Annotated in this window: 20 protein-coding genes; 8 read left to right on the top strand and 12 right to left on the bottom strand. The window is 68.3% G+C overall.

From position 1 onward, the window contains the following. Positions 1-256: 256 nt before the first annotated feature. Complete coding sequence (locus tag M2351_RS24345; RefSeq protein WP_264658637.1) at positions 257-688, top strand: response regulator; 432 nt, start codon at positions 257-259, stop codon at positions 686-688. A gap of 11 nt (positions 689-699) precedes the next feature. On the opposite strand, the gene M2351_RS24340 is transcribed toward M2351_RS24345, so the two are convergent. From M2351_RS24340 to cyoA, 7 genes are read right to left on the bottom strand one after another with little or no spacing between them, the layout of a single operon-like run. Continuing rightward, positions 700-1,233: a response regulator transcription factor gene (locus M2351_RS24340; protein WP_264658636.1), complete on the bottom strand. Its 534-nt coding sequence runs from the start codon at positions 1,231-1,233 to the stop codon at positions 700-702. Continuing rightward, positions 1,223-2,530 (bottom strand): ATP-binding protein, encoded by a 1,308-nt coding sequence (locus M2351_RS24335; protein ID WP_264658635.1) that lies wholly within the window; start codon positions 2,528-2,530, stop codon positions 1,223-1,225. The genes M2351_RS24340 and M2351_RS24335 overlap by 11 nt, the downstream gene beginning before the upstream one ends. Positions 2,531-2,585: 55 nt before the next feature. Then, the gene (locus tag M2351_RS24330) at positions 2,586-3,356 is read right to left on the bottom strand and encodes an SURF1 family protein (RefSeq protein WP_264658634.1); all 771 of its coding nucleotides are present in this window, start codon (positions 3,354-3,356) and stop codon (positions 2,586-2,588) included. After that, positions 3,353-3,760: a cytochrome o ubiquinol oxidase subunit IV gene (gene cyoD / locus M2351_RS24325; protein WP_264658633.1), complete on the bottom strand. Its 408-nt coding sequence runs from the start codon at positions 3,758-3,760 to the stop codon at positions 3,353-3,355. The genes M2351_RS24330 and cyoD overlap by 4 nt, the downstream gene beginning before the upstream one ends. After that, positions 3,757-4,392: a cytochrome o ubiquinol oxidase subunit III gene (gene cyoC, locus M2351_RS24320; RefSeq protein ID WP_454464592.1), complete on the bottom strand. Its 636-nt coding sequence runs from the start codon at positions 4,390-4,392 to the stop codon at positions 3,757-3,759. The genes cyoD and cyoC overlap by 4 nt, the downstream gene beginning before the upstream one ends. Positions 4,393-4,395: 3 nt before the next feature. Beyond that, positions 4,396-6,390: a cytochrome o ubiquinol oxidase subunit I gene (cyoB, locus tag M2351_RS24315; RefSeq protein WP_264658632.1), complete on the bottom strand. Its 1,995-nt coding sequence runs from the start codon at positions 6,388-6,390 to the stop codon at positions 4,396-4,398. Positions 6,391-6,411: 21 nt separating this feature from the next. Then, on the bottom strand, positions 6,412-7,473 hold the full coding sequence (cyoA, locus tag M2351_RS24310) for a ubiquinol oxidase subunit II (RefSeq protein ID WP_264658631.1): 1,062 nt from the start codon (positions 7,471-7,473) through the stop codon (positions 6,412-6,414). Positions 7,474-7,626: 153 nt separating this feature from the next. Here cyoA and M2351_RS24305 point away from each other — a divergent pair, with 153 nt between their 5' ends. Both M2351_RS24305 and pdxR read left to right on the top strand, forming a co-directional pair. Beyond that, complete coding sequence (locus tag M2351_RS24305; protein ID WP_264658630.1) at positions 7,627-8,961, top strand: MFS transporter; 1,335 nt, start codon at positions 7,627-7,629, stop codon at positions 8,959-8,961. Between the two features lie 172 nt (positions 8,962-9,133). Next, on the top strand, positions 9,134-10,624 hold the full coding sequence (gene pdxR, locus M2351_RS24300) for a MocR-like pyridoxine biosynthesis transcription factor PdxR (RefSeq protein ID WP_264658629.1): 1,491 nt from the start codon (positions 9,134-9,136) through the stop codon (positions 10,622-10,624). A 137-nt stretch (positions 10,625-10,761) separates the two neighbouring features. On the opposite strand, the gene M2351_RS24295 is transcribed toward pdxR, so the two are convergent. Continuing rightward, complete coding sequence (locus M2351_RS24295; RefSeq protein WP_264658628.1) at positions 10,762-11,184, bottom strand: hypothetical protein; 423 nt, start codon at positions 11,182-11,184, stop codon at positions 10,762-10,764. Positions 11,185-11,659: 475 nt separating this feature from the next. Between M2351_RS24295 and M2351_RS24290 the strand changes: the two genes are divergently transcribed. The 5 genes from M2351_RS24290 to M2351_RS24270 all read left to right on the top strand — a co-directional run bounded on the left by M2351_RS24290 (position 11,660) and on the right by M2351_RS24270 (position 17,562). Continuing rightward, positions 11,660-12,679 carry a BMP family protein gene (locus M2351_RS24290; protein ID WP_264658627.1) on the top strand — a complete coding sequence of 340 codons (1,020 nt, stop codon included), beginning with the start codon at positions 11,660-11,662 and terminating at the stop codon, positions 12,677-12,679. Between the two features lie 62 nt (positions 12,680-12,741). Further along, positions 12,742-14,316, top strand: coding sequence for an ABC transporter ATP-binding protein (locus M2351_RS24285; protein WP_264658626.1), 1,575 nt, complete (start codon positions 12,742-12,744; stop codon positions 14,314-14,316). Next, positions 14,306-15,355: an ABC transporter permease gene (locus M2351_RS24280; RefSeq protein WP_264658625.1), complete on the top strand. Its 1,050-nt coding sequence runs from the start codon at positions 14,306-14,308 to the stop codon at positions 15,353-15,355. The genes M2351_RS24285 and M2351_RS24280 overlap by 11 nt, the downstream gene beginning before the upstream one ends. A gap of 9 nt (positions 15,356-15,364) precedes the next feature. After that, complete coding sequence (locus M2351_RS24275) at positions 15,365-16,276, top strand: ABC transporter permease (protein ID WP_264658624.1); 912 nt, start codon at positions 15,365-15,367, stop codon at positions 16,274-16,276. After that, positions 16,276-17,562, top strand: a complete 1,287-nt coding sequence (locus M2351_RS24270; RefSeq protein ID WP_264658623.1) for an amidohydrolase family protein — start codon at positions 16,276-16,278, stop codon at positions 17,560-17,562. Before M2351_RS24275 ends, M2351_RS24270 begins: the two co-directional genes overlap by 1 nt. Positions 17,563-17,781: 219 nt before the next feature. Here M2351_RS24270 and M2351_RS24265 read toward each other — a convergent pair whose 3' ends face one another. The 4 genes from M2351_RS24265 to M2351_RS24250 are packed head-to-tail and all read right to left on the bottom strand — an operon-like array spanning position 17,782 to position 23,757. Next, positions 17,782-19,977 carry an HlyD family efflux transporter periplasmic adaptor subunit gene (locus M2351_RS24265; RefSeq protein WP_264658622.1) on the bottom strand — a complete coding sequence of 732 codons (2,196 nt, stop codon included), beginning with the start codon at positions 19,975-19,977 and terminating at the stop codon, positions 17,782-17,784. Further along, positions 19,962-21,314 (bottom strand): efflux RND transporter periplasmic adaptor subunit, encoded by a 1,353-nt coding sequence (locus tag M2351_RS24260; protein WP_264658621.1) that lies wholly within the window; start codon positions 21,312-21,314, stop codon positions 19,962-19,964. Before M2351_RS24260 ends, M2351_RS24265 begins: the two co-directional genes overlap by 16 nt. Continuing rightward, entirely contained in the window at positions 21,311-22,162 is an 852-nt protein-coding gene (locus M2351_RS24255) for an efflux RND transporter periplasmic adaptor subunit (protein ID WP_264658620.1), read from the bottom strand. The genes M2351_RS24260 and M2351_RS24255 overlap by 4 nt, the downstream gene beginning before the upstream one ends. Continuing rightward, positions 22,159-23,757 (bottom strand): TolC family protein, encoded by a 1,599-nt coding sequence (locus M2351_RS24250; RefSeq protein WP_264658619.1) that lies wholly within the window; start codon positions 23,755-23,757, stop codon positions 22,159-22,161. Before M2351_RS24250 ends, M2351_RS24255 begins: the two co-directional genes overlap by 4 nt. Positions 23,758-23,825: the final 68 nt, after the last annotated feature.

The following is a 23,825-nucleotide window of genomic DNA, read 5'->3' as shown; positions in this document are numbered from 1 at the left end:
GCGCCAAGATTGTGGAGTCACGAAGGATTCGGACGTGTGATCGCCCATCGGCGCAATGATCGTTGGAAGAGGATGATCGAAATCAAAGGCATGATCACTACGCCCTAAGAAGGGCAAGGCCGTGTTTGAATTGTGTGCCGGTCCGTGGGAACCAGATCGCGGTTCAGTGCGTTGTATCCGTTCCTTTTCACCCCGATGCGATTTCGGAGCTTCCGCCGATCGACATCGGGTCCTGTCATTACGGCGGAGCATCGACATGCAAACGACGCACATTCGAATCGTGATCCTTGATCGCGATCTTTCCGACGCCTTTTCCATGCGGCAGTGGCTGGAAGGCTCGGGACACCGCGTGATCGGCATCGCCTCGTCCTTGGCCCAGGCGCGCCGGATCGTCAGCCACGAACACGCGGATCTGGCCTTGGTGGAGACGGAGCTGGAGGATGGGACGGACGGCGCCGAGGCGGCACGGATCCTGAAGCAGAGGCACGGGCTGAAGATCCTGTTCGTGACGGCGGCGCCCGAGGCGGCCCGGCAGGGTGCAGATGCGGCGGCGGGGTGCGTGTTGAAGCCGATTCGCCCCTTGGCGCTGCTCGCGGCGATCCAATGCGCTGTTGGCCAGGGCGCGTCCGGCCAGCCCGGCGAACGGCACGTGCCCGTCGAGCAGTCGCGCGCCTTCGAGATGTATTGAGGCGGTCGCCGTTACGGCACCCGCTTCTTCTCCAGCTTTCGGGCGAGCGTGCGCCGGTGCATGCCCAGGCGGCGGGCGGTTTCGGAGATGTTGAAGCCGGTGTCGGCCAGCGTCTCGTGGATGCGCTCCCACTCCAGGTTCTTCAGGGAGGTCGTGCGCGCGGAGGGCGCTATGGAGGTGTCACCTTCCGTCCGGTCGAAGGCCGCCTCGATGTCGTCGGTGTTGGACGGCTTGGCGAGGTAGTGGCAGGCGCCGAGCTTGATCGCCTCCACCGCGGTGGCGATGCTGGCGAAGCCGGTCAGCACCACGATCTTCATGTCCGGGTCGTGGTCGTGCAGCGCCTTCACGCATTCCAGCCCCGACCCGTTGGCGAGCTTCAGGTCGACCACGGCGTAGCCGGGCTGCCCCTCCTCCAGGAAGGTGCGGACGCCGTCCAGCCCGGTGCACCAGTGCACGTCGTAGTCGCGGCGCTTGAAGGAGCGGCCGAGCGCCTTGGCGAAGCTTTCGTCGTCCTCGACGATCAGCAGGTTGCGCTTATCGTCCATCGTCTCGCTCCTCTTCTCCCTGCGGGGAGAGTGCGGCCAGCGGCAGCGTCAGCTGGACGGAGGCGCCGCCCCCGGACCGGTTGCGCGCCGCGACGGAGCCGCCCAGCTTGCGGACGACGTTCACCACCAGGAACAGGCCGAGACCGCCGCCGGGGCGACCCTTGCTCGACCGGTAGGGCTTGCCGAACTCGGCCAGCATGCCGTCGGAAAAGCCGGGCCCCTTGTCGTTGATCGAGATGATCAGGCTGTCGTCCTGCTGCCCGACCCAGACGCCGACCCAATCCGGCGACGCCTCCAGCGCGTTGTCGAGCACGTTGAAGACCACCTGCTTCAGGGCGAGGTCGGAGATCATCTCGACCTTGGCGCGGAAGGTGTTGTCGTAATCGAAGTTGGCCGGGGACCGGCCGGCGCGCCAGTCGGCGATCAGGTCGTCCATGAATCCGGCGACCGTCGTGCGCAGCGTGCCCTCGCCGCGCGCCTCGCCCGACGACATCAGGATGCCGGAGACGATCGCCTTGCAGCGGTCGATCTGGCTCTGCATCTCCTCGATCTCCTCCGCCATGTCGGGGTCGCGGGCCAGCGCCGGCATGCGGCGCCAGTCGCTGACGATGACCGACAGGGTGGCGAGCGGCGTCCCCAGCTCGTGCGCGGCGCCGGAGGCGAGAAGGCCCATGCGGACGATGTGGTCCTCCTCGATGGACCGCTGGCGCAGATCCGCCAGATAGGCGTCGCGGGCGCGCAGGTTGCGCGTGATCCGCGTGATGAAGGGGACGATCAGGCTTGCCGCCAGGACGAAGCAGATGAACATCCCCTGGATGTGCAGGTTGAGCAGCTCGCCCTCGTGCCGCGGCGGCAGGGCCAGCGACCGGTAGGTGCCGGTCAGCCAGGTGAAGCAGGCGGTCGCGACGAAGACGAGCGCCCAGGTGGACCACGCCTCCAGCAGCACCGCCCCCAGCGTGACCTGGAGCAGGTACAGCGAGATGAAGGGGTTCGACGCGCCGCCGCTCAGATACAGCTGCACGGTCAGCGCCGCGACGTCGATCAGCAGTTCCAGGAACAGGTGGGTGTTGGTGACGACCGCCTGCTGGCGCAGCTGGAGCAGGCTGGCGAGGTTCAGCCCGACCAGGAACAGGATGACCACCGCCATGGGACCCAGCGGCAGCGGGATCTCCAGCTGGACATGGACGATCAGGATCGTGACCACCTGACCGACAACGGCGAGCCAGCGCAGTTGAACCAGAAGAAGAAGGTTTTTCTTGTTGGTTGTGTCGCGCGCGGAAATCGTCCGGCTCCCCATCGGCTCTTCTTATCCCGACCTATATAGTCGGCTTCATCCACATTGGGAGCCCTTTTCAGGGACTTTGCCGCGCTGCGGGACGCTCGGTCTTTCGTTGCCGGATATCATGGCGCAGGACGAAGACACCGGCGCCCGCGACCATGATCGCCAGGGCGAACCAGGTCAGCGCGTATTGCAGGTGGTTGTTCGGGAAGCTGACCACGGTCAGGCCGCCGACCGGAAAGCCGCCGGGATTCGGCGTGCCGTCCGCGTCGATGAAATAGGGTGCGACGTCGGACAGGCTGCGCGCGGCGGCGATGGCGGCGACATCGCGGGAGTACCAGCGGTCCCCGGCGGGGTCGTTGGAGCGCAGGAAGCCGCCCTTCGGTTCCGTCATGCGCAGCAGGCCGGTGACCGTGGTCTGGCCGTCGGTGTGCCCACCCGCCCGGCTGGCCGGGTCGCGTTTGTCCGGGGGAACGAAGCCCCGGTTGACCAGGACCGTGAAACCGTCGGTGGTGTGGAAAGGGGTAAGGACCCAGAAGCCCCCGCCCAGATTGGTGACCGCCTGGACCAGGGTCTCCCGGTCGTTTTGGAAGGTGCCCTTTGCCTGGACGCGGCGGTATTCGTCGCTTTCGGCACTTACTGCGGCCCAAGCGGCGGTGCCAGGGGCGGGAACGGGCGCAGCGTGCACCCGTTCCTCCACCCGATCGATCAGGGCGAGCTTCCAGACCCGCCGTTCCAGCTGCCAGACGCCCAAAGCGGTCAGGCCGGCCACGCCCGCCAGGGTGAGCAGCCCGATGAGGAGCAGCACCCAGCGCGGACGGGACCGGCCCGACCCGGACGTCACGGCAGTTGGCTCGGGTCCGGCATCGGCATCATGTTGGTGTTCAGGTGGTACATGACCCACAGCGAACCCGCCAGACAGATGACGACGACGATGATGGTGAAGATCATGGCCAGCATCGACCAGCCCCCTTCCACACGGCCGTTCATGTGCAGGAAGTAGATCATGTGGACAACGATCTGCACCACGGCCAGGGCCATGATCGCCAGCGCGGTCTGCGTGTTGTCGAGCTTGCCCGTCATCACCAGCCAGAAGGGGATGGCGGTCAGGATCACCGACAGCACGAAGCCGATCATGTAGCTGCGGAACGTGCCGTGGGCGTGGCCGTCGTCGTGGTGATGACCGCCATGGTCGTGCCCGTGCCCGTGCCCGGCCGGCGCGTGAGAGGTGTGCGCGTGGGTGCTCATCGCAGCGTTCCCATCAGGTAGACGAAGGTGAAGACGCCGATCCAGATCACGTCCAGGAAGTGCCAGAACATGCTGAGGCAGGTCAGGCGCCGCTTGTTGGCCGGGATCAGGCCGTGCTTCTGGACCTGCACCATCAACGTCACCAGCCAGACGGTGCCGAAGGTGACGTGCAGGCCGTGGGTGCCGACCAGCGTGAAGAAGGACGACAGGAAGGCGCTGCGCTGCGGCCCGGCGCCCTCGTGGATCATGTGCGCGAACTCGAACAGCTCGATCCCGAGGAAGGCGAGGCCGAACAGGCCGGTGATGGCGAGCCAGATCTGCGTCTGCCGGGCCTGCCCCTTCTCCATGGTCAGCATGGCGAAGCCGTAGGTGATCGACGAGAACAGCAGCATCGAGGTGTTCACCGCCACCAGCGGCAGGTCGAACAGCTCCTTCGGCGTCGGTCCGCCGGCGAAGCTGCCGCCCAGCACGCCGTAGGTGGCGAACAGGATGGCGAAGATGAGGCAGTCGCTCATCAGGTAGATCCAGAAACCCAGCAGCGTGCTGTGGCCTTCCGGATGCTCGTGCTCGTCCACCACGTGGAAGACCGGGGTCTCCTCGGTCCGCTCCGCGGCGGTCATGGTCATCGTCATGGTTTACACTCGCCCAGAGAGGAGACGCGTCCGGTCATTCTCGGTCTGCACGACCTCATCGGCCGGGATGTGGAAGTCGCGGTGGTAGTTGAAGGTGTGGCCGATGGCGACGACCAGGATGCCGATGAAGCTCAGCGCGGCCAGCCACCAGATGTACCAGATCATCGCGAAGCCGAAGGCGACGCTCAGACCCGCCAGGATGACGCCGGTGCCGGTGTTGCTGGGCATGTGGATGGCCTTGAAGCCACCCATCGGGCGCTTGTAGCCGCGCTTCTTCATGTCCCACCACGCGTCGTTGTCGTGGATCACCGGCGTGAAGGCGAAGTTGTAGTCCGGCGGCGGGGAGGAGGTCGCCCACTCCAGCGTGCGGCCGTCCCAGGGGTCGCCGGTGACGTCGCGCAGCTCGTGGCGCTTCCACACGCTGACGGCGATCTGCAAGAGGAAGGCGCCGATGCCGACCGCGATCAGGGCCGCGCCGCAGGCGGCGATGAGGAACCAGATCTGCAGCGACGGGTCGTCGAACACGCGCAGGCGGCGGGTGACGCCCATCAGGCCGAGCACGTAGAGCGGCGTGAAGGCGACCCAGAAGCCGATCACCCAGCACCAGAAGGACACCTTGCCCCAGAACGGGTCCAGCCGGAAGCCGAAGGCCTTCGGGAACCAGTAGTAGATGCCGGCGAACAGGCCGAACAGGACGCCGCCGATGATGACGTTGTGGAAGTGGGCGATCAGGAACAGGCTGTTGTGCAGGACGAAGTCGGCCGGCGGGACGGCCAGCAGCACGCCCGTCATGCCGCCGATCACGAAGGTCAGCATGAAGGCGACGGTCCACATCATCGGCAGTTCGAACCGGATGCGGCCGCGGTACATGGTGAACAGCCAGTTGAAGATCTTCGCACCCGTCGGGATCGAGATGATCATCGTCGTGATGCCGAAGAACGAGTTCACGCTGGCGCCCGAACCCATCGTGAAGAAGTGGTGCAGCCACACCAGGTACGACAGGATCGTGATGACCACCGTCGCGTAGACCATGGAGGTATAGCCGAACAGCTTCTTGCCCGAGAAGGTCGAGGTGACTTCGGAGAAGATGCCGAAGCAGGGCAGGATCAGGATGTAGACTTCCGGGTGGCCCCAGATCCAGATCAGGTTCACGTACATCATCGGGTTGCCCCCGAGGGTGTTCGTGAAGAAGTTCGTGCCGACATAGCGGTCGAGCGACAGCAGGACCAGCGCGGCGGTCAGGATCGGGAAGGACGCGACGATCAGCACGTTGGTGCAGAGCGAGGTCCAGGTGAAGACCGGCATCTTCATCATGGTCATGCCGGGGGCGCGCATCTTGATGATGGTGCAGACCAGGTTGATGCCGGACAGTGTTGTGCCGACACCAGCGACCTGCAACGCCCAGATGTAATAGTCGACGCCCGTGGCCGGGCTCGCCTCCAGGCCGGACAGCGGCGGGTAGGCCAGCCAGCCGGTCTGCGCGAACTCGCCGACGAACAGCGAGACCATCACCAGCGCGGCGCCGCCGACGGTCATCCAGAAGCTGAAGTTGTTCAGGAACGGGAAGGACACGTCGCGGGCGCCGATCTGCAGCGGCACGACGTAGTTCATCAGGCCCGTCACGAACGGCATCGCCACGAAGAAGATCATGATCACGCCGTGGGCGGTGAAGACCTGGTCGTAGTGATGGGCGTTCAGATAGCCCTCGCTGCCGCCGAAGGCGATGGCCTGCTGGAGGCGCATCATGACGGCGTCGGCGAAGCCGCGCAGCAGCATCACGAGGCCCAGCACCATGTACATGATGCCGATGCGCTTGTGATCGACCGTGGTGAACCACTCTTTCCAGAGATAGCCCCACAGCTTGAAGTAGGTGAGGGCCGCGACGAGCGCGGCACCGCCCAGCACGACCGCGACGAAGGTCGCGACCACGATGGGCTCATGATAGGGGAAGGCCTCCAGGCTCAGGCGCCCGAAGATCGCGTGCATCACACTGGACATATCGAATCTGCCGGTTGGCCGTCAGGAGTTGGAGGGGCGCGGCAGGCCCGCGCCGGTGAGGGGGGCGTCGGGGACGGCGCTGCCCTGGATGGACTGGCCCTGGGGCGCCGCGCCGTGCTCGCCATGGCCGGAGCCATGCTCGCCCTGAACGCCCCCCTGAACACCGCCGTGACCGCCGCCATGTTGGCCGCCATGGCCCATGCCCATGTTGTCCGTGCAGGTCTTGGCCGGGTCGACGCACTGGCCGAGCACCGCCTTGAAGAGGGCCGGGTCGGTGGTGGCGAAGCGGCGCACGGGCTCCGCCACGCTCGGCTTTTCCAGCTGCAGGTAGCCGTTGCGGTCCAGCGAGCCACCGCCCGCCTTCACGTCGGCCACCCACTTGTCGAAGCCGGCATGGTCGAGGCCGTGGAAGGCGAAGCGCATCTGCGAGAAGCCGGCGCCGCTGTAGTTGGCCGAAAAGCCCTTGTAGGTGCCGGGCTTGTTGATGACCGCGTGCAGCTGCGTCCGCATCCCCGGCATGGCGTAGACCTGGCCCGCCAGCTCCGGGATGTAGAAGCTGTTCATCACCGTGGAGGCGGTGATGTTGAAGCGGATCGGCCGATCGACCGGCGCCGCCACCTCGTTCACCGCGGCGATCCCGTATTCCGGATAGAGGAACAGCCACTTCCAATCGAGGGCGACGACGTCGACCTCCAGCGGCTTGGCATCCGGCGGGACCGGCCGGTTCGCCGCGATGCGGTCGATCGGGCGGTAGGGGTCCAGCAGGTGGGAGCCCATGTAGGTCAGGGCGCCCAGGCAGATGATGATCAGCAGCGGGGCGGCCCAGATGACCAACTCAAGCTGCGTCGAATGGTCCCATTCCGGCTCATACCGCGCTTTGGTATTGGACTGCCGGTAGCGCCATGCAAACAGCACGGTCAGGGCCATGACCGGCACGATGATGAGCAGCATGAGCAGGGTGGAAATGACCACAAGGTTACCCTGTTGGCTCGCCACGTCGCCGGACGGGTTCAGCACCACCAGGTTGCAGCCACTCAGTGCCGCCATCAGGGGCAGCATGGCGAAGACACGATAACGGCTCAAGGCATGACCTGTTGACTAAGGTTTGCTTTGGGCGAACAGCTAGTTCCCACGCCGCTGGTGGGACATTGGACAATTTGTCCAATGCCCCCGCGCGCCCTGTCGCGACAGATCTTGGGCAGCCGGTGCGGCGTGGCGTCGCACCGGTATGCATTTATGTCGCAACTGCCCACCGGTGCCGAGATCATGGGGACCCCAACAACGGCGGCTGAGCACGACGCGCGGCTGGTCAACGCTCGCCATCACGGAGTGAATCCGGGCGAGATCGCCATCGGCGTCATCATCGGCCGGACATCCGAATTCTTCGACTTTTTCGTTTATGCGATCGCTTCGGTCATCGTGTTCCCGAAGCTCGTGTTCCCCTTTGTCGACGCGCTGACCGGCACGCTCTACTCCTTTGCCATCTTCGCGCTCGCCTTCGTGGCGCGGCCGCTCGGCAGCGTCGTCTTCATCGCCATGGACCGGTCTTTCGGGCGCGGCGCCAAGCTGACGCTGGCGCTGTTCCTGCTCGGCACCGCGACCGTGGCGCTCGCCTTCCTGCCGGGGTACGAGCAGATCGGCGCCTACGCGGTCTGGCTGCTGGCCTTCTTCCGCATCGTCCAGGGCATCGCGCTGGGCGGCACCTGGGACGGCCTTGCCTCGCTGCTGGCGCTGAACGCGCCGGAGAATCGCCGCGGCTGGTACGCGATGATCCCGCAGCTGGGCGCCCCGCTCGGCCTGATGGTGGCGAGCGGCCTGTTCGCCTATTTCGCGGGCAACCTGTCGGCCGAGGACTTTTTCAGCTGGGGCTGGCGCTACCCGTTCTTCGTGGCCTTCGCCATCAACGTCGTGGCGCTGTTCGCCCGCCTGCGCATCGTGGTGACGCCGGAGTTCACCAAGCTGTTCGAAAGCCGCGACCTGCAGCCGGCCCCGGTGCTCGACACGGTCAGCTCGGAAGGCAAGCGCATCGTGATCGGCGCCTTCGCGCCGCTGGCCAGCTTCGCGCTGTTCCACATGGTCACGGTGTTCCCGCTGTCGTGGATCTTCCTGTTCACGAAGAACGCGCCGGCCGAGTTCCTGGTCATCGAGGCGATCGCGTCGGTGTTCGGCATCATGGCCATCGTGGCGTCGGGCTACATCGCAGACCGCGTCGGCCGCCGCACCCTGCTGGGCAGCTGCGCCGCGGTCATCGCGGTGTTCAGCGGCTTCGCCCCGCAGCTGCTGGACGGCGGCCCGATCGGCGAGACCATCTTCATGGTGCTGGGCTTCGTGCTGCTGGGCCTCGCCTTCGGCCAGTCGTCGGGCGTCGTGGCGTCGCAGTTCACCCGCTACTACCGCTACACCGGGTCGGCCCTGACGTCGGATCTGGCCTGGCTGTTCGGCGCCGGTTTCGCCCCCCTCGTCGCGCTGATCCTGTCGGCCAACTTCGGCCTGGTCTCGGCCGGCGCCTACCTGCTGTCGGGCGCCATCTGCACGCTGCTGGCCCTGTGGTGGAACAAGGCCCTGGGTTGACGCCGGGCGTCTGATGGTTCGAAGCGGCTTGCGGGCGGCAAGGGGAAACCTTCGCCGCCCGTTCCGTTTTTCGTGCGCCCGTTTCCGGTGCGGGCTTGCCCGGCGATGGCCGTGCGGGGACAATGGTCCGATCGGCGGGACCGGCTCCCGCTTTCCGAAGAGGACCACGTTGATGGCGCGCCGCTCCCGCCCCGTGCTGGCCGGACTGGGGCCGATTCCGCTCGACCGGGGGGCGGAGGGGCCGCTCTACCAGCAGCTCTACAAGGCCCTGCGGCAAGCCATCCTCGACGGGCGGATGAAACCCGGCGCGCGCATGCCGGCGACCCGAGTCGCCGCGACGGAATGGACGGTGTCGCGCAACACGGTCGTCACCGCCTATGAGCTGTTGCTGACCGAAGGCTACGTCACCGGCCGCGTCGGGGCCGGGACCTACGTCGCGACGGCACTGCCCGACCCGCCGCCCATCGGTTCGGCCGACGGAACGGCGGGAACGCGCGGTATCAGCCTGTCGCGCCGGGGTGCGGCGCTCACCACGCCGTTCCATCCCTGCGCTCCGGCCAAGCGCCCGTTTTCGCTCGGCGTCCCGGATCCGGAGGGCTTTCCCTTTGCGTTGTGGAGCAAGCTGCTGGCCCAAGCCTGGCGGGTCGGGGGGCGGTCGCTCGCCGTCAGCGCCGACCCGCTCGGCTACCCGCCGCTGCGCGCGGTCATCGCCGACTATCTGCGGGCCATGCGCGCGGTGCGCTGCGAGCCGGAGCAGGTGGTGATCGTGTCGGGCGCGCAGCAGGCCTTGGCCTTGATGGCGCAGCTTCTGCTCGACCCCGGCGATCCCGTCTGGATGGAGGATCCCGGCTGGCCCGGAACCCGCTCCGCCCTGGCCGGGGCGGGCGCCCGCATCGTGCCGGTTCCCGTGGACGGGGAGGGGATCGACGTGGCGGAGGGGGAGCGGCGCGCGCCGGACGCCCGCATGGCGCTGGTCACCCCGTCGCACCAGTTCCCGCTGGGAGTCACCATGAGCTTGCGGCGGCGGGCGGCGCTGCTGGACTGGGCGGTGGCGCGCGACGCCTGGATCGTCGAGGACGACTACGACAGCGAGTTCCGCTACGCCGGGCCGCCGCTGGCCGCCTTGCAGGGTTTGGACGAAGCCGGCCGCGTCCTCTACATTGGCAGCTTCAGCAAGGTGATGTTCCCGACCCTGCGGCTCGGTTATCTCGTCGTGCCGCCCGACCTCGTGGACGCGGTGCGCGCCGGGCGGCGCCATTTCGACGGCGGGACCAGCGTCGTGCCGCAGGCGGCTCTGCACCGTTTCATTGCAGAGGAGCATTTCGCCTCCCACCTGCGCGCCATGCGCGCGCTGTACGCCGAACGCCGCGACGCGCTGCTGGACGCCCTGCGCCTCCATGTCGAGCCGGTCACCCGGATCAGCGGCGGGGAGGCTGGGCTGCACATCGTCGCCCATCTGGACGAGCGGCATCGCGACGTGGAGGTTGCGGCCCGGGCGGCGCGGCTTGGGCTGAGCTGCCCACCACTGTCCGACTATTACGCGGAGCCGGAAATGGAGAACGGGGCCGCCAACGGATTGGTGCTCGGCTTCGCCGCCCACCCGGCGGAGACGCTGGCCGCCGCGGTCCGGGGGCTGGCGGCGGCCTTCGCCACATCGCCCTGACATTTTTCGCCTGACGGTCCGCTTTGCTTGCGTTCCGTGGCCGGTCGGCAACGTTGGGATGCTTTCGACGTCGAACCCGGCGGTGATGGAGAGGCCGGGGCGGGGCGGCCGCGAGGACCGCACCGCCGGAAGGGCGCTCAGTGATGGGGCTGGCGCCGGCACTCGGTCTCGAAGGCCGACAGCCGGGCGCGCAGGCGCTCGTCGGTCAGGCGGTCGAAGGGCAGGATTTCGGCCGGCGGCATGACGCTGCGGACGAGCATGCGCAGCGCGACCTGGCCGTCGTGGGTCAGGCGCATGTCGAAATTGCCGACCAGGGAATGGATGCCCTCGGCATGATGCGGGCGGAAAAGGACCGACACGTCGTCCCCGCGGTTCACGACTTCCAGATGGCCGATGTCGGCCATGCGCTCGGACAGGTCCACGGTGGCGCGCTCCAGCAGGCCGACCGTCTCGTAGAAGCGGCGCCGGACGTCCTGGGTGAGATTCTCGTGATCGAGTTGAAGCTGGCTGGGGGTTACAGACCCGTGGCGCGCGATGCGCGCGTACTGAATGCGGTGCACAACAGAGACTCCTCGGGGCGCACGGCCCGGGACCATCCCGGCGCGCGCCTTGATCTGAGCTATTTTGTGCTGCAACGCATCATAGCGCTGTGATAATCGACCGGGGCAGGGACGCGAAACGTGCATATCAGCCTTTCCTAAGCCGGACCGGCATCGGCGATCCGACCCCGGCAACCGGTAAGCAATGGTGCTTTGCCTTGTCTGGATGTGTCGGGCTGGATTGTAGCGGGGTGGGCACTAAAATCCCATAAGGTATCTTATGGAAAATATGCTGAGGCGAATGCCGCGAAATGGCGATGGCGGCCAAACCATGTTGCCGCCTTTTCGATCACATGCCACGCTCTTCATCCGCTTCGAAGGCCGGGGACTGCTTGGAATGCACATTCGGGTGACAGCCCGCTATGTTGGCATTCCGGTTGCTAGCTGGAGCTGCGCAAATCACAGAAACGGCGACGAACAGATGGAGGGCGATCTGATGAGGCTTCGCGGATTTGATACGGCGGCGCGGCTGATGCGGCGGACGGTGCTGTGCGGTCTGGCCGGGATGGCGATGGCTGCTGTGGCCCTGCCGGCCTTGGCGCAGTCCAAGGTCAAGGTGGCGGGCATCTACACGGTCCCGATCGAGCAGCAGTGGGTCAGCCGCATCCACACCGCCCTGAAAGCCGCCGAGGCCCGCGGCGACATCGAGTATGTTTGGGCCGAGTCGGTCGCCAACACCGATTACGAGCGCGTCATGCGCCAGTACGCCGAAGGCGGCCAGCAACTGATCTTCGGCGAGGTGTTCGGCGTGGAGCGCGCGGCGCGCGCCGTCGCAAAGGACTACCCGAAGACCGCCTTCGTCATGGGATCCAGCTTCAAGCCGCAGGAGCCGAACTTCTCCGTCTTCGACAACTACATCCAGGAACCCGCCTATCTGACGGGCATGATCGCGGGCGCCATGACCAAGTCGAATGTGATCGGCATGGTCGGCGGCTATCCGATCCCGGAGGTGAACCGCCTGATGAACGCCTTCATGGACGGCGCCAAGGAGGTCAACCCCAACGTCAAGTTCGCGGTCAGCTTCATCGGCTCCTGGTTCGACCCGCCGAAGGCCAAGGAAGCGGCCTTCGCCATGATCGACCGCGGCGCCGACGTGATGTACGCCGAACGCTTCGGCGTGTCCGACGCGGCGAAGGAGCGCAAGGTGCTCGCCATCGGCAACGTCATCAACACTCAGCCGCAGTATCCGGAAACGGTCGTGGCAAGCGCGCTGTGGCACATGGAGCCGTCGGTGGACCGCGCCATCGCCGCGGTGAAGGCCGGCAGCTACAAGGCCGAGGACTACGGCCCCCTCAGCCACATGAAGGTCGGCGGCTCCAGCCTCGCCCCGCTCGGCACCTTCGATGGCAAGGTCCCCGCCGACACGGTCGCCAAGGTGAAAGCCCGCGAGCAGGAGATCCGCGACGGCAAGTTCACCGTCAAAGTGAACGACGGCGAGCCGAAGTCGACGATGTAAGGCGGCCCGCTTTCCATCAACGATCACCGTCGTCCCCGCCTTCGCGGGGATGACGGAATTTTTTGCTCGGCCAGGACTTCCGCTACAACGCCATGGCACAATCAAAAAGCATCGTCCTGCGCCTTTCCGGCATCACCAAGCGCTTCGGCCCCCTGGTCGCCAACGACGCCATCTCCCTGACGCTGCACGAAGGCGAGGTGCTGGCCCTGCTGGGCGAGAACGGGGCCGGCAAGACCACGCTGATGAACATCCTGTTCGGCCATTACGTGGCCGACGAGGGAAGCGTGGAGGCTTTCGGCCGCCCGTTGCCGCCCGGTTCGCCGCGGGCGGCGCTGGAGGCCGGGATCGGCATGGTGCACCAGCACTTCACGCTGGCCGACAACCTGTCGGTCCTCGACAACATCGCGGTGGGGACGGAGCCTCTGTGGCGGTTTTGGTCCGACCGGGGTGCGGCGCGCCGGCGCTTGCTGGACCTCGCCGAGCGTTTCGGGCTGGGCGTACGCCCGGATGCGCTGGTCGGCGAGTTGTCCGTGGGCGAGCGGCAGCGGGTGGAGATCCTGAAGGCGCTCTACCGCGATGCCCGAATCCTGATCCTGGACGAGCCCACGGCGGTGCTGACACCGCAGGAATCCGCTGGCCTGTTCGACACGCTGCGCCGGCTGACGGCAGACGGGTTAGCGGTGGTCTTCATCAGCCACAAGATGAACGAGGTGTTCGCGGCCAGCGACACGGTCGCGGTTCTGCGCGGTGGCCGCCTCGTCGCCACCCGGCGCACGGTTGAGACCGACCGCGAGGAATTGGCCGAGTTGATGGTCGGCCGCGCACTGAAACCGCCGACACCGGCCCTCATGACGGCGGGCGAACCGGTGCTGGAGCTGTCGAACGTCACCGTAGCCTCCGGCCACAGCCGGCCGCTGCTGGACGCCGTGGACCTGACCGTGCGCCGGCACCAGATCGTCGGCATCGCCGGCGTGTCCGGCAACGGGCAGACGGCGCTGGCCGACCTGATCAGCGGTCTGATCCACCCCGATTCCGGAACGCTGTCCCTGAAGGGCGAGACGGTCGGCCACGCCGATCCGGCCGCGATGGTCCGGCGCGGCGTCGCCCGCATTCCGGAGGACCGGCACGCCGCCGGCCTCGTCGGCGCCATGGCGGTGTGGGAGAACCTGATCGCCGAGCGCTACCACGATCCGGCCTTCCAGCGCTTCGGAGTCATCCGCCGCGGGGCCGCCCGCGCCCATGCGCGGGAGGTGATCGAGGCCTTCGACGTGCGCTGCCCGGGGCCGGACGCGCGGACACAGCTGCTGTCCGGCGGCAACATGCAAAAGCTGATCCTCGGCCGCACCCTGGCGCACGGACCGGACCTGATCCTGGCGAGCCAGCCGACCCGCGGCCTGGACGTCGGCGCCGTCTCGTACGTGCACGGGCGCCTGCTGGAGGCGCGCGCGGCCGGGGCCGGCGTGCTGGTGATCTCCGAGGATTTGGACGAGATCCTGGCGCTCGCCGACGCCATCGCCGTGATCCACCACGGCCGCCTGACCCCTGCCCTGCCCCACGACCGCGTGTCGGTCCGCCAGCTTGGCCTGCTGATGGCCGGCCATTGGGATGTTTTGCCGGAGATTCTCAATGCGGCTTGAACCGCGCGCCCACGCCCCCCTGGCCATCCGCCTGCTCGCCCCGGTCGGGGCGGTGGTGGCGGCGCTGGCGCTCTGCGCGCTGCTCGTCGCCTGGACCGGCGCACCGGTGCTGCGCGCCTATGGCCTGCTGGTCGAGGGCGCGCTCGGCTCCCGCTTTGCGCTGACCGAAACCTTGACCCGCGCCACGCCGCTGATCCTCACCGGCCTCGCCGCCGCCGTCGCCTTCCGCGCCAAGCTGTGGAACATCGGGGCGGAGGGGCAGCTCTACATGGGGGCGCTTGCCGCCGTGGTGCTGGGCGGGGAACTGCTGAACCTGCCCGCCTGGGCCGTCCTGCCCTTGGCGCTGATCGGCGGCGCGCTGGCCGGCGGCGTCACCCTGCTCGGCCCGGCGGTGCTGAAGGTCCGCTTCGGCGTGGACGAGGTGGTGACCACTCTCCTGCTGAACTTCGTCGTGCTGCTGCTGGTCTCCATGCTGCTGGAGGGTGCCCTGAAGGACCCCATGGGCATGGGCTGGCCGCAGTCAGCCCCGGTCGTGGAGGCGGCGGAACTGCCCAAGCTGGTGGCGCGCACCCGCCTGCATTTCGGCCTCCTCCTCGCGCTGGCGCTGGCAGTGATCCTGTGGCTGATCGACACGCGCACGATCTGGGGCTACGAAAACCGGGCGGTGGGCGCCAACCCGCGCGCCGCCGCCTTCGCTGGCATGCCCGTCACCCGCGTTATGCTGCGCACGGCCTTGCTGTCCGGCGGCTTGGCCGGTCTGGCCGGGGCGGCGGAGGTCTGCGGGCTGAAGGGTTACCTGACGCTCGACCTGTCGCCGGGCTTCGGCTACAGCGGCATCGTCGTCGCCATGCTGGCGCAGTTGCACCCGCTGGGCGTGGTCGGAGCGGCGGTCTTCATCGCCGGCATCTTCGTCGGCGCCGACGCCATGAGCCGGGCCATGCCGGTGCCCAACTACATCGCCGACGTGCTCGTCGCGACCAGCCTGTTGTGCATGCTGGTGGCCGGGCTGCTGGCGCGCTATCGCCTGCGGCGGAGCTGAGAGTCCATCATGGAAATTGTTGATATCCTCCTCTCCGCCGCCTTCTGGACCGCCGTGCTGCGCATCGCCACCCCCTATGTGCTGGGCACGCTGGGCGAGTTGGTCTGCGAGCGCGCCGGGGTGCTGAACCTGGGCATCGAGGGCATCATGACTCTCGGCGCCATGGCTGGCTGGATGGCCGTCTACCAGGGGGGCGACCTTTGGACCGGCGTGCTGGTGGCGGCCGGCTGCGGGGCGCTGATGGGACTGCTGCACGCCGTTCTGACCGTGCCGCTCGGCCTGTCGCAGCATGTGACGGGCATCGGGATCACGCTGTTGGGCACAAGCCTGTCCTATTACGTCTATCGCCTCGTCCTGCCGCAGGCGAGCACGCCGCCGACCATCGCCCCCTTCCAGCCGCTGGACCTGCCGGGTGCCTTGGCGCAGACGCCGCTGACCTACCTCGCCCTGCTGCTGGCCGGCGCGGTCGCCTACGTCCTCTACCGCACGCCGGTCGGGCTGGCGGTGCGCATGGTCGGCGAGAATCCGGCCGCGGCGGAGGCGCAGGGCCTCAGCGTCACCGGCGTGCGCATCGGTGCTGTCATGGCGGGGAGCGCGCTGATGGCGCTGGCCGGCGCCTTCCTGACGCTGTCGGCCTTCAACGCCTTCTTCTTCAACATGGTCAACGGGCGCGGCTGGATCTGCATCGCGCTGGTCGTCTTCGCCTCCTGGCGGCCGGGCAAGGCCCTGCTCGGCGCGCTGCTGTTCGCCGCCTTCGACGCCTTCCAGCTGCGGCTGCAACAGATTGCCGGCGGCGTTCTGCCCTACCAAGTCTTCCTGATGCTTCCCTATCTGCTCAGCATCCTCGCGCTGGTGCTGGTGGCGCGCCGCGCCTCGTACCCGCGGGCGCTGATGATCCCGTACCGCAAAGGAGAACGTTGATGTTCGATCTGGTCCTGCGCCGCGCCACCCTGCCCGACGGCCGGGTCGGCGTGGACATCGGCATCCGGGACGGCCGCATCGCCGCCGTGGAGCCGACACTCGCGGGCGAGGCGGGAGCCGAGATCGACGCGACCGGCCGGCTGGTCACCCCGCCCTTCGTCGACGCGCATTTCCACATGGACTCGACGCTCAGCTACGGCATCCCGCGCGTCAACCGCTCCGGCACGCTGCTGGAAGGCATCGCGCTGTGGGGGGAGCTGAAGCCGCAGTTGGTCCAGGACGCCATCATCGAGCGGGCGCTGGCCTATTGCGACTGGGCGGTGGCGCGCGGCCTGCTGGCGATCCGCAGCCACGTGGACATCTGCGACCCGCGCCTGCTCGCCGTGGAATCGCTGCTTGAGGTGAAGAAGCGCGTCGCCCCCTACCTGGACCTGCAGCTGGTCGCCTTCCCGCAGGACGGCGTGCTGCGTTCCCCCGGGGCGGAAGACCTGCTGAAACTCGCCCTGGACATGGGCGTGGACGTGGTCGGCGGCATCCCGCATTTCGAACGCACCATGGCCGACGGCGCCGCGTCGGTCCGCCTGCTCTGCGAGATCGCGGCGGAGCGCGGCCTGCTGGTGGACATGCATTGCGACGAGACGGACGACCCGCTGTCGCGCCATGTGGAGACGCTGGCCTACGAGACGCAGCGGCTGGGCATGCAGGGGCGGGTCACCGGCTCCCACCTCACCTCCATGCATTCCATGGACAACTACTACGTCTCCAAGTTGATCCCGCTGATGGCGGAGGCGGAACTGGGTGTGGTCAGCAACCCGCTGATCAACATCGTCATCCAGGGCCGCCACGACACCTATCCCAAGCGCCGCGGCATGACCCGCGTGCCGGAGCTGATGGCCGCCGGCCTGACCGTGGCGCTGGGCCACGACTGCGTGATGGACCCCTGGTACCCGCTGGGATCCGGCGACATGCTGGAGGTCGCGCATATGGGCCTGCATGTGGCGCAGATGACCGGCTACGACGGCATGGTCGCCTGCTTCAAGGCGGTGACGGAAGCGCCGGCGAAGCTGCTGCACCTGGACGGCTATGGGCTGGAGGTGGGCTGCAACGCCGACCTCGTGGTGCTCCAGGCCGCCGACCCGGTGGAAGCCATCCGCAACCGTGCCGCCCGCCTGTTCGTCCTGCGGCGCGGTCAGGTGATCAGCCGCTGCGCGCCGGTGGAAGCCGAATTGAGCCTGCCCGGCCGGCCGGAGCGCGTGGGCTTCACGATGCCGGTGGCGCGGAGCTGATTGCCTTTGGAATAAGCCCTTCTCCCCTTGGGGGGTGAAGCCGGAGGGCGCCAAAGGCGACCGCAGGCTTCACAGGTTGGGATGAGGGGTCGTTACGCCCGGTAGGGCGGAAATGAACCTGAGTTCGGCAATTGTCGAAGTTTCACCCTCACCCCAACCCCTCTCCCCTCAAGGGAGAGGGGCTTTTCTCTTATTATCAACGCCTTGTAGAGGGATTCCTCACCACCCGCTCTCGCGGATCAGCACGCCGACGGCGATGCGCCACATCCGCCGGAACCAGCTTTCCCGTTCGCCTTCGATCAGGACGGTGCCGCGGCTGGCGTGCGGCAGGGTCAGGCCGTCCACGGGCGCCAGGGTGGCGCGGTAAACGGCCTCTTCGGTGACGGTCTTGCCGTTGGGCAGGGCGCGGGCGGCCACGCCGCCGCCGTGGGTGGAGGCCAGTTCCGCCGAGTCCAGCTCCCGGGTGGCGAGCGCGTCGATGGAGCGCAGGCGCAGCGGGATGGATTTCGACCCGTCCTCCGGGATGAACTGCGCGGCGGCCCCGGTCGTCAGGCGCGACAGGTCGGCTTCGGCCACATAGGCTTCAGCGACGACGCTGTCCGGGGCGACCAGAAGCGCCAGCGGCTCTTTCGCCGCGACCCAGGCGCCGGGGCGCAGGTGGTCGGCCAGTTCCAGCACACGGCCCGCAAAGGGCGCACGCACGGCCATCTCGTCACGCTGGGCGGTCAGCGTCTCCAGGTCGGCGACCGCGCCCTCCATCTGCTGCCAAGTGACGGGCAGCGTTGAGGCCTGCTCCGGATCGGCCGCCTGGGCGTGGGCCTGCACCTGATAGAGGCGGATCTGCCGCTCGGCCTGCGCGATCTTGTAGGTCAGGTCGGGCGAGTCCAGCACGAAGGCCGCGGCGTTCGCGTCCAGCCCGGCGCCGATCCCCTCCGGCAGGGTCCGGATCCGGCCGGCGTGCAGGGCGTAGAGCACGGCCTGCCGCTCCGCGTGCAGCAGGGCGGGGGCGCTCACCTCGCTCCGCCAGGGGACGAGGAAGGCGGCGGCGAGCAGCCCGGCGGCGGCCAGCGTCGTCGCGCTGTTGCGGTTCCAGCGCATGGCGCGGCGTTGCGCCGTCCAGGCGGCGAGTTCGGTCACGATGGGGCGCACGATGAACCAGCCGATCTCCACCATCATCAGGAAAAGGCCAAGGAGCTTGAAGAACAGGTGATAGACGAGCAGCGCGATGCCCGTGAACAGCAGGAAGCGGTAGACCCAGATGGCGAAGGCGTAGCCGACCATGAAGCGCCGCCGCCCCGGCGTCTGCACCTCCGGCGGCGGGGCGCCTAGGCCGAACAGCCGCTCGCGCAGCCACCAGCGGCCCATGGCGAAGGCGCGGTCCTGGAGGTTCGGGATGTCCAGCGCGTCGGCCATCAGGAAATAGCCGTCGAAGCGCATCAGCGGGTTCAGGTTCACCGCCAGCGTCATGATCCAGGTCGTGCCGGCCAGCATGAAGACGCCCGACCGCAGCGGCCCGTCCGGCAGGAAGCTCCAGGCGAGCGAGGCGAAGGCGGCCAGCGTCAGCTCCGCCAGCATGCCGCCCGCGTCGATCAGCAGCCTCTTGCGGCGCGAGGTCAGGCGCCAGGCCTCGGTGGTGTCGGTCCACAGAACGGGGACCAGCACCAGGAAGGCCACCCCCATGGCCGGCACCCGGCAACCGCTGAGCCGCGCGGCGTAGCCGTGTCCCATCTCGTGGATGACTTTGGCGACCAGCAGGGCGGCACCGCCCATCGCCGCGCCTTCCAGCGTGAACAGGTGCAGGAAGCTGTGGGTGAAGCTGTCCCACTGCCGCCCGATCAGATAGAGGCCGAGCATCGCCACGACCAGCACCAGCATCAGGAATCCGGGCGTGTAGAGATGCTTCGCCAGCGGCAGCGTGGCGCGCAGGAAGCCGTCCGGCCGCACCAGCGGCACGCGCAGGAACAGGTAGTTCTTCAGCAGCCATTTCAGCGGGTGCAGCCGGCGGGCATCCACCCGCTGCGCCATGCGCGCGGTGCCCTGCGCGCCGATGGGGTGCAGAAGCTCGCTGCGCTCCGCGAACTGGACGAAGTGCAGAACCTCCTCCGCCGAGACGTCCAGCGGGGTCTCCCGCCCGATGGCCTCCGCGATGGCGTCGGCGCGGCCGAGCGGCCAGCGTTGCAGGATCTCGAACTCCAGCCAGCCGATGCGCAGGAAGCGGTTGGCGGCGGGGTCGTGCAGAGTCCAGGTCGGCGCCCCCTCGTGGGTCGCCGGGCCGGGAAGCAGCGCCAAGTCGTCGCGCAATGGCGGCAGCGGCATCTCGGCCGGCGATGGCGGCCGTTGCGGGGCCGCAGGATGCTGGGCAGCCTCGACGGCGGCGGCCGTCACGGCGTCGGACACGGTCAGAACGTCAGCCATTGCCGCGCCGTGGTGATGGGACGACGGAGGATCCACAGCGCCAGCGGCGCCGTCTCGCCATAGAGCTTGGCGGTGCCCTTGAAGCCCAGGCGCGGCGTGCCGCCCTGCCCTTCCGCGGTCCCGGTGAAGCCGGCCTTCAGCTTGTAGGCCACCACCCCGTCCGGCATGGTCTGCGCACGGTAGCTGCCGGACTGGAGCGTCGCGCGCATCGGCGCGTCGGGCGCCACGTTCAGGAAGAATGCAACCTCCGCGTGCTCGTCCAGCGGGATGGCGTCGCCGACCGGCAGGCGGATTTCCAGCTCCACGTCGGCCGGGTTGGCGACGATCATGATCCGCTCGCCCTGGGTGACCGGGCGGCCGATCCAGTCGTTGGGATCGTCGAAGACGGCCACCCCCGCCGCGGGCGCGGTCAGGGTCGCGCGGTCGAGCAGACTTTGCAGGTAGGCGATCTCCGCCGCCTGCTGCTCCAGATGGCCTTGCAGGATAGACAGCTTCGCCTTGGCCTTCGGGTCGAAGACGGCGAGCTGGGTAGCCTGCTGGTATTCGGTTTGGGTGACCTCGCGCGCCTTTTGCGCGACCTTCAGCTTGCTGCGCAGCTGCGCGGTGTCCAGCGTGGCGAGCGGTTGGCCGGCGCCGACGGACTGGTTCGGCGTCACGGCGACACGGTCCACCACCCCGTCGAAGGGCGCGCGCACCAGCGTCGGCGTGCGCGGCACCACCTCGGCCGGGGCCAGCACCGACTGGCGCACCGGAAAGGCCCCTGCCCCGACCACCAGCGCCATCAGCGCGGCGAGCGCCGCTTTGCGCCACAGGGTGCCGCGGCGTTTCAGCCGCGGACGGCGCGCGTGGGCGAGCAGCCAGGCGTGCGCGTAGGCGTCGGCGAGGTGGGCCAGCAGGTGCTGGTCACCCTCCGCCCAGGGCTCCGCGCGGGCGAACAGCAGGCCGCCGACCTTCTGGTCCCCAGGCGCCACCAGCGGCACCCACAGGGCGTGCGGGGCCAGATGCTCCGCCCAGTCGCGGCCGATGGCAGCGGGCACCTCCTCCGCCGTCACGGCGCGCGGCTCCGCCCCACCGGGTCCGCCCGCCAGTTCGGCGCACAGCCGGGACAGCCACTGCCCATAGGGAGCGGCGAGGTCGGCGACGGCCACCCCGGACAGCGCGTCGATGCGGCCGCGCGCGTCGCCGACCCACACCGCCGCCTGCTGGTAGGGCATGACGCCGGCGGTCTCGTTCGCCATCACGAAGGACAGCTCGTTCCGCGCGGCGTGGCGCGCGCGCCGTTCAATCTGAAGCAGAGCCGACAGCCGCAGAAGCTGCCGGTTCAACTGGGCGCTCATGGCGTCTTGACCACCGGTTGCGTGTCCGAAGGCGCCGCTTCTACCGGTTTCGCATCACCACCGGTTGTGTTCTCCCCAGGCGAATTTTGGGGAGGCGAAAGTAGCGCCCGCCCGCTCATGCCCGGCAACAGATCGCCCGACGCCCCGGTGATCGACGCGTAGATCTTCACCGACTGGCTGACCGGGTCGACGCGGCCGGACAGGCGCGACACCTTGGCCGGGTAGGTCTTGCCCGTCTCGTCCACCTCCACTTGGAAGCCGGTGCCGACGCCCAGCCACACCAGCCAGCGGGACGGGATGATGGCTTCCAACTCCAGCTGCTTGTCGTCGAGGATGTCCAGCATCGGCTGGCCTTCCCCGATGAACTGGTAGCGCTTGACCGACACGCCGGCGACCCGTCCGGCGAAGGGGGCGGTGACGGTGCAGCGGTCGACCATGGCCCGCGTGATGCTGACCTCCGCCCCAGCGGTGGCGACATCGGCGTGGGAGACGTTCATCTCCTTGACGCTGACCGAGCCCAGCTTGCGCAGCCGCTCGTTGACCTCCTGCAGTTGGCGGTTCTTCTCCAGCACCGCGACCGCGCGGGCGTGCTGCCCCTCCTGCACCGCGCAGTCGAAGCGGACCAACACCTCGCCCTGCTTGAAGCGGTCGCCGTCCTCGATGGACAGGTCGCGGATGCGTCCGGCCATCGGGCTGGACAGGGTCGTGGCAACGCGCGCCGTGACCTGGGCGCGGATCTCCCGGGCAACGAGCGGCAGGGCGTCCCCGCCGCCCTCCGCAGCCATTCCCGCGCCTGCGCCGGACAGGAGGAAGGCGGCGGCGAAACACGCCGTGAAACGATGCGTCATGACACCGGAACGGTCTGGGGTTGCGCGGAGGGGGCGGACGGAGCCGCGGACGGCTTCTCCGCTTTAGGCTTTTCGGACGTCTGGTCGGCCACCGGCTCCAGATGCGGGATCTCCGGCAGGCGCCCGGCGTCGAGGTTGTCGAGCGAGCGCTTCACCACGCCGGTCAGCACCTTCAGGTCGTCGGTCTCCACCGCAGCCGGCACCGGGTCGAAGCCCAGCGAGGTGTAGAGGTTGGCGAGCGACGATTGCAGGTCGGTGAAGGCGCGGTCGCGGTCCAGCTCCGCGGCGACCGCCGACAGGCCGCGGCGGATGCGCTCGAACTCCGGCTCCGCCTGGGCGAGACCGCCGTCCGACACGGCCTTGGCGATGCCCGCCTCCACCTGCGAGATCTCCTGGGCCGAATCCAGCGTCTCCACGGAGCGCAGATACTGCTGGTAGCTGACATTCACCTGGGTCAGCACCGCGACGCTGAGGGCAAGGCGGCGGACCTTCGACACCTCGATCTGCTTCTGGGCGGCGTCGATGGCGATCGGGCCGCTGATCAGGTTGACGAGGTTGTAGGTGGCGCGAATCCCCGCCTCGGCCCACAGGTTGTTCACGAGGAAGGAGTTGCTGTCGTAGTTCAGTCCGCCCAGCACCGACAGGCCCGGCACCAGCCGGATCATTTCCTTGTACAGGTTGTTGCGGTCCACCCGCTCCTGATAGGCCTCCTCGCGCAGCTCAGGGCGCTGCGACAGGGCGATCAGCTCCAGGGACGGCAGATCGGCCGACAGGCTGCGCGGGAAGGACGGCACCTCCGGCGGCAGCTCCACCGTAAAATCGGTGCGCGGCGGGATGTTGACGAGTGCCGCGAGTTGCGCCTTGGCGACCGACAGGTCCGACTTCAGGCGGCGCAGCTGCGTGATCACCTGCAGCAGGTTCTTGCGGTATTCCAGCGTCTGGAGCACCGGCTCCAGCGAGTTCCTGGAAATCTCCGCGTTCGCTTTCAGCGCCTTCTCGGCGTCGGCGAGCAGCGGGTCGATCTTCGGCAGAAGGCGCTGCGCCGTCGCCGTGCGCCAATAGGCGCTGCGCACCTCCTTGGCGATGTTGTTGATGACGCGACGGCGCCGTTCCACCGCGATCAGCGCCCGGTCGCCCTGCTGGCGCGCCTGGAAATAGCCGACGCCGAAGTCCAGCAGGTTCCAGGAGAAGGTCAGGTCGGCGGTGCCGCGCTCCTTGTCCTGGGACGTCGAGGGCTCCAGCGACTGCCGTCGGGTGAGCACCGACAGGGACGAGGACGCGTTCTCGTTGTTGCGCACGTTGTAGCCGGCGCTGGCCGCCAGCCGCGGCAGCATGTTCGTCACCGCCACGTCGAACTGGCTGGCCTGCATGGACGCTTCCGCGCTGGCGAGCTGCTGGTCGTAGTTGTACTTCAGCGCCCGTGCCACCGCCTCCGACGCGGTCAGCGGACCGGCCAGCGGCGCCTGGTCCTTGTAGAGTTGCGCGTAGTCGGTCCTGGCGCGGGCCAGATGCTCCTCCGGCTGGATCGGGGCCGGGGCGACGGCACAGGCTCCGAGGAAGGCGACCGCGCCAAGCGGGCCGAGGGAGCGTAGCATGCGGTGGGGGCTCATGCGGGTCGTAGGCTCTGTGTGATGCTGCAGGGTTAGGCGGCGGGGTCAGGGGG

This window comes from Azospirillum canadense (assembly GCF_025961225.1).
Classification (GTDB): domain Bacteria; phylum Pseudomonadota; class Alphaproteobacteria; order Azospirillales; family Azospirillaceae; genus Azospirillum; species Azospirillum canadense.
The sequence above is the reverse complement of the archived record's forward strand: the minus strand, read 5'-3'. Positions and strand labels throughout refer to the sequence as shown.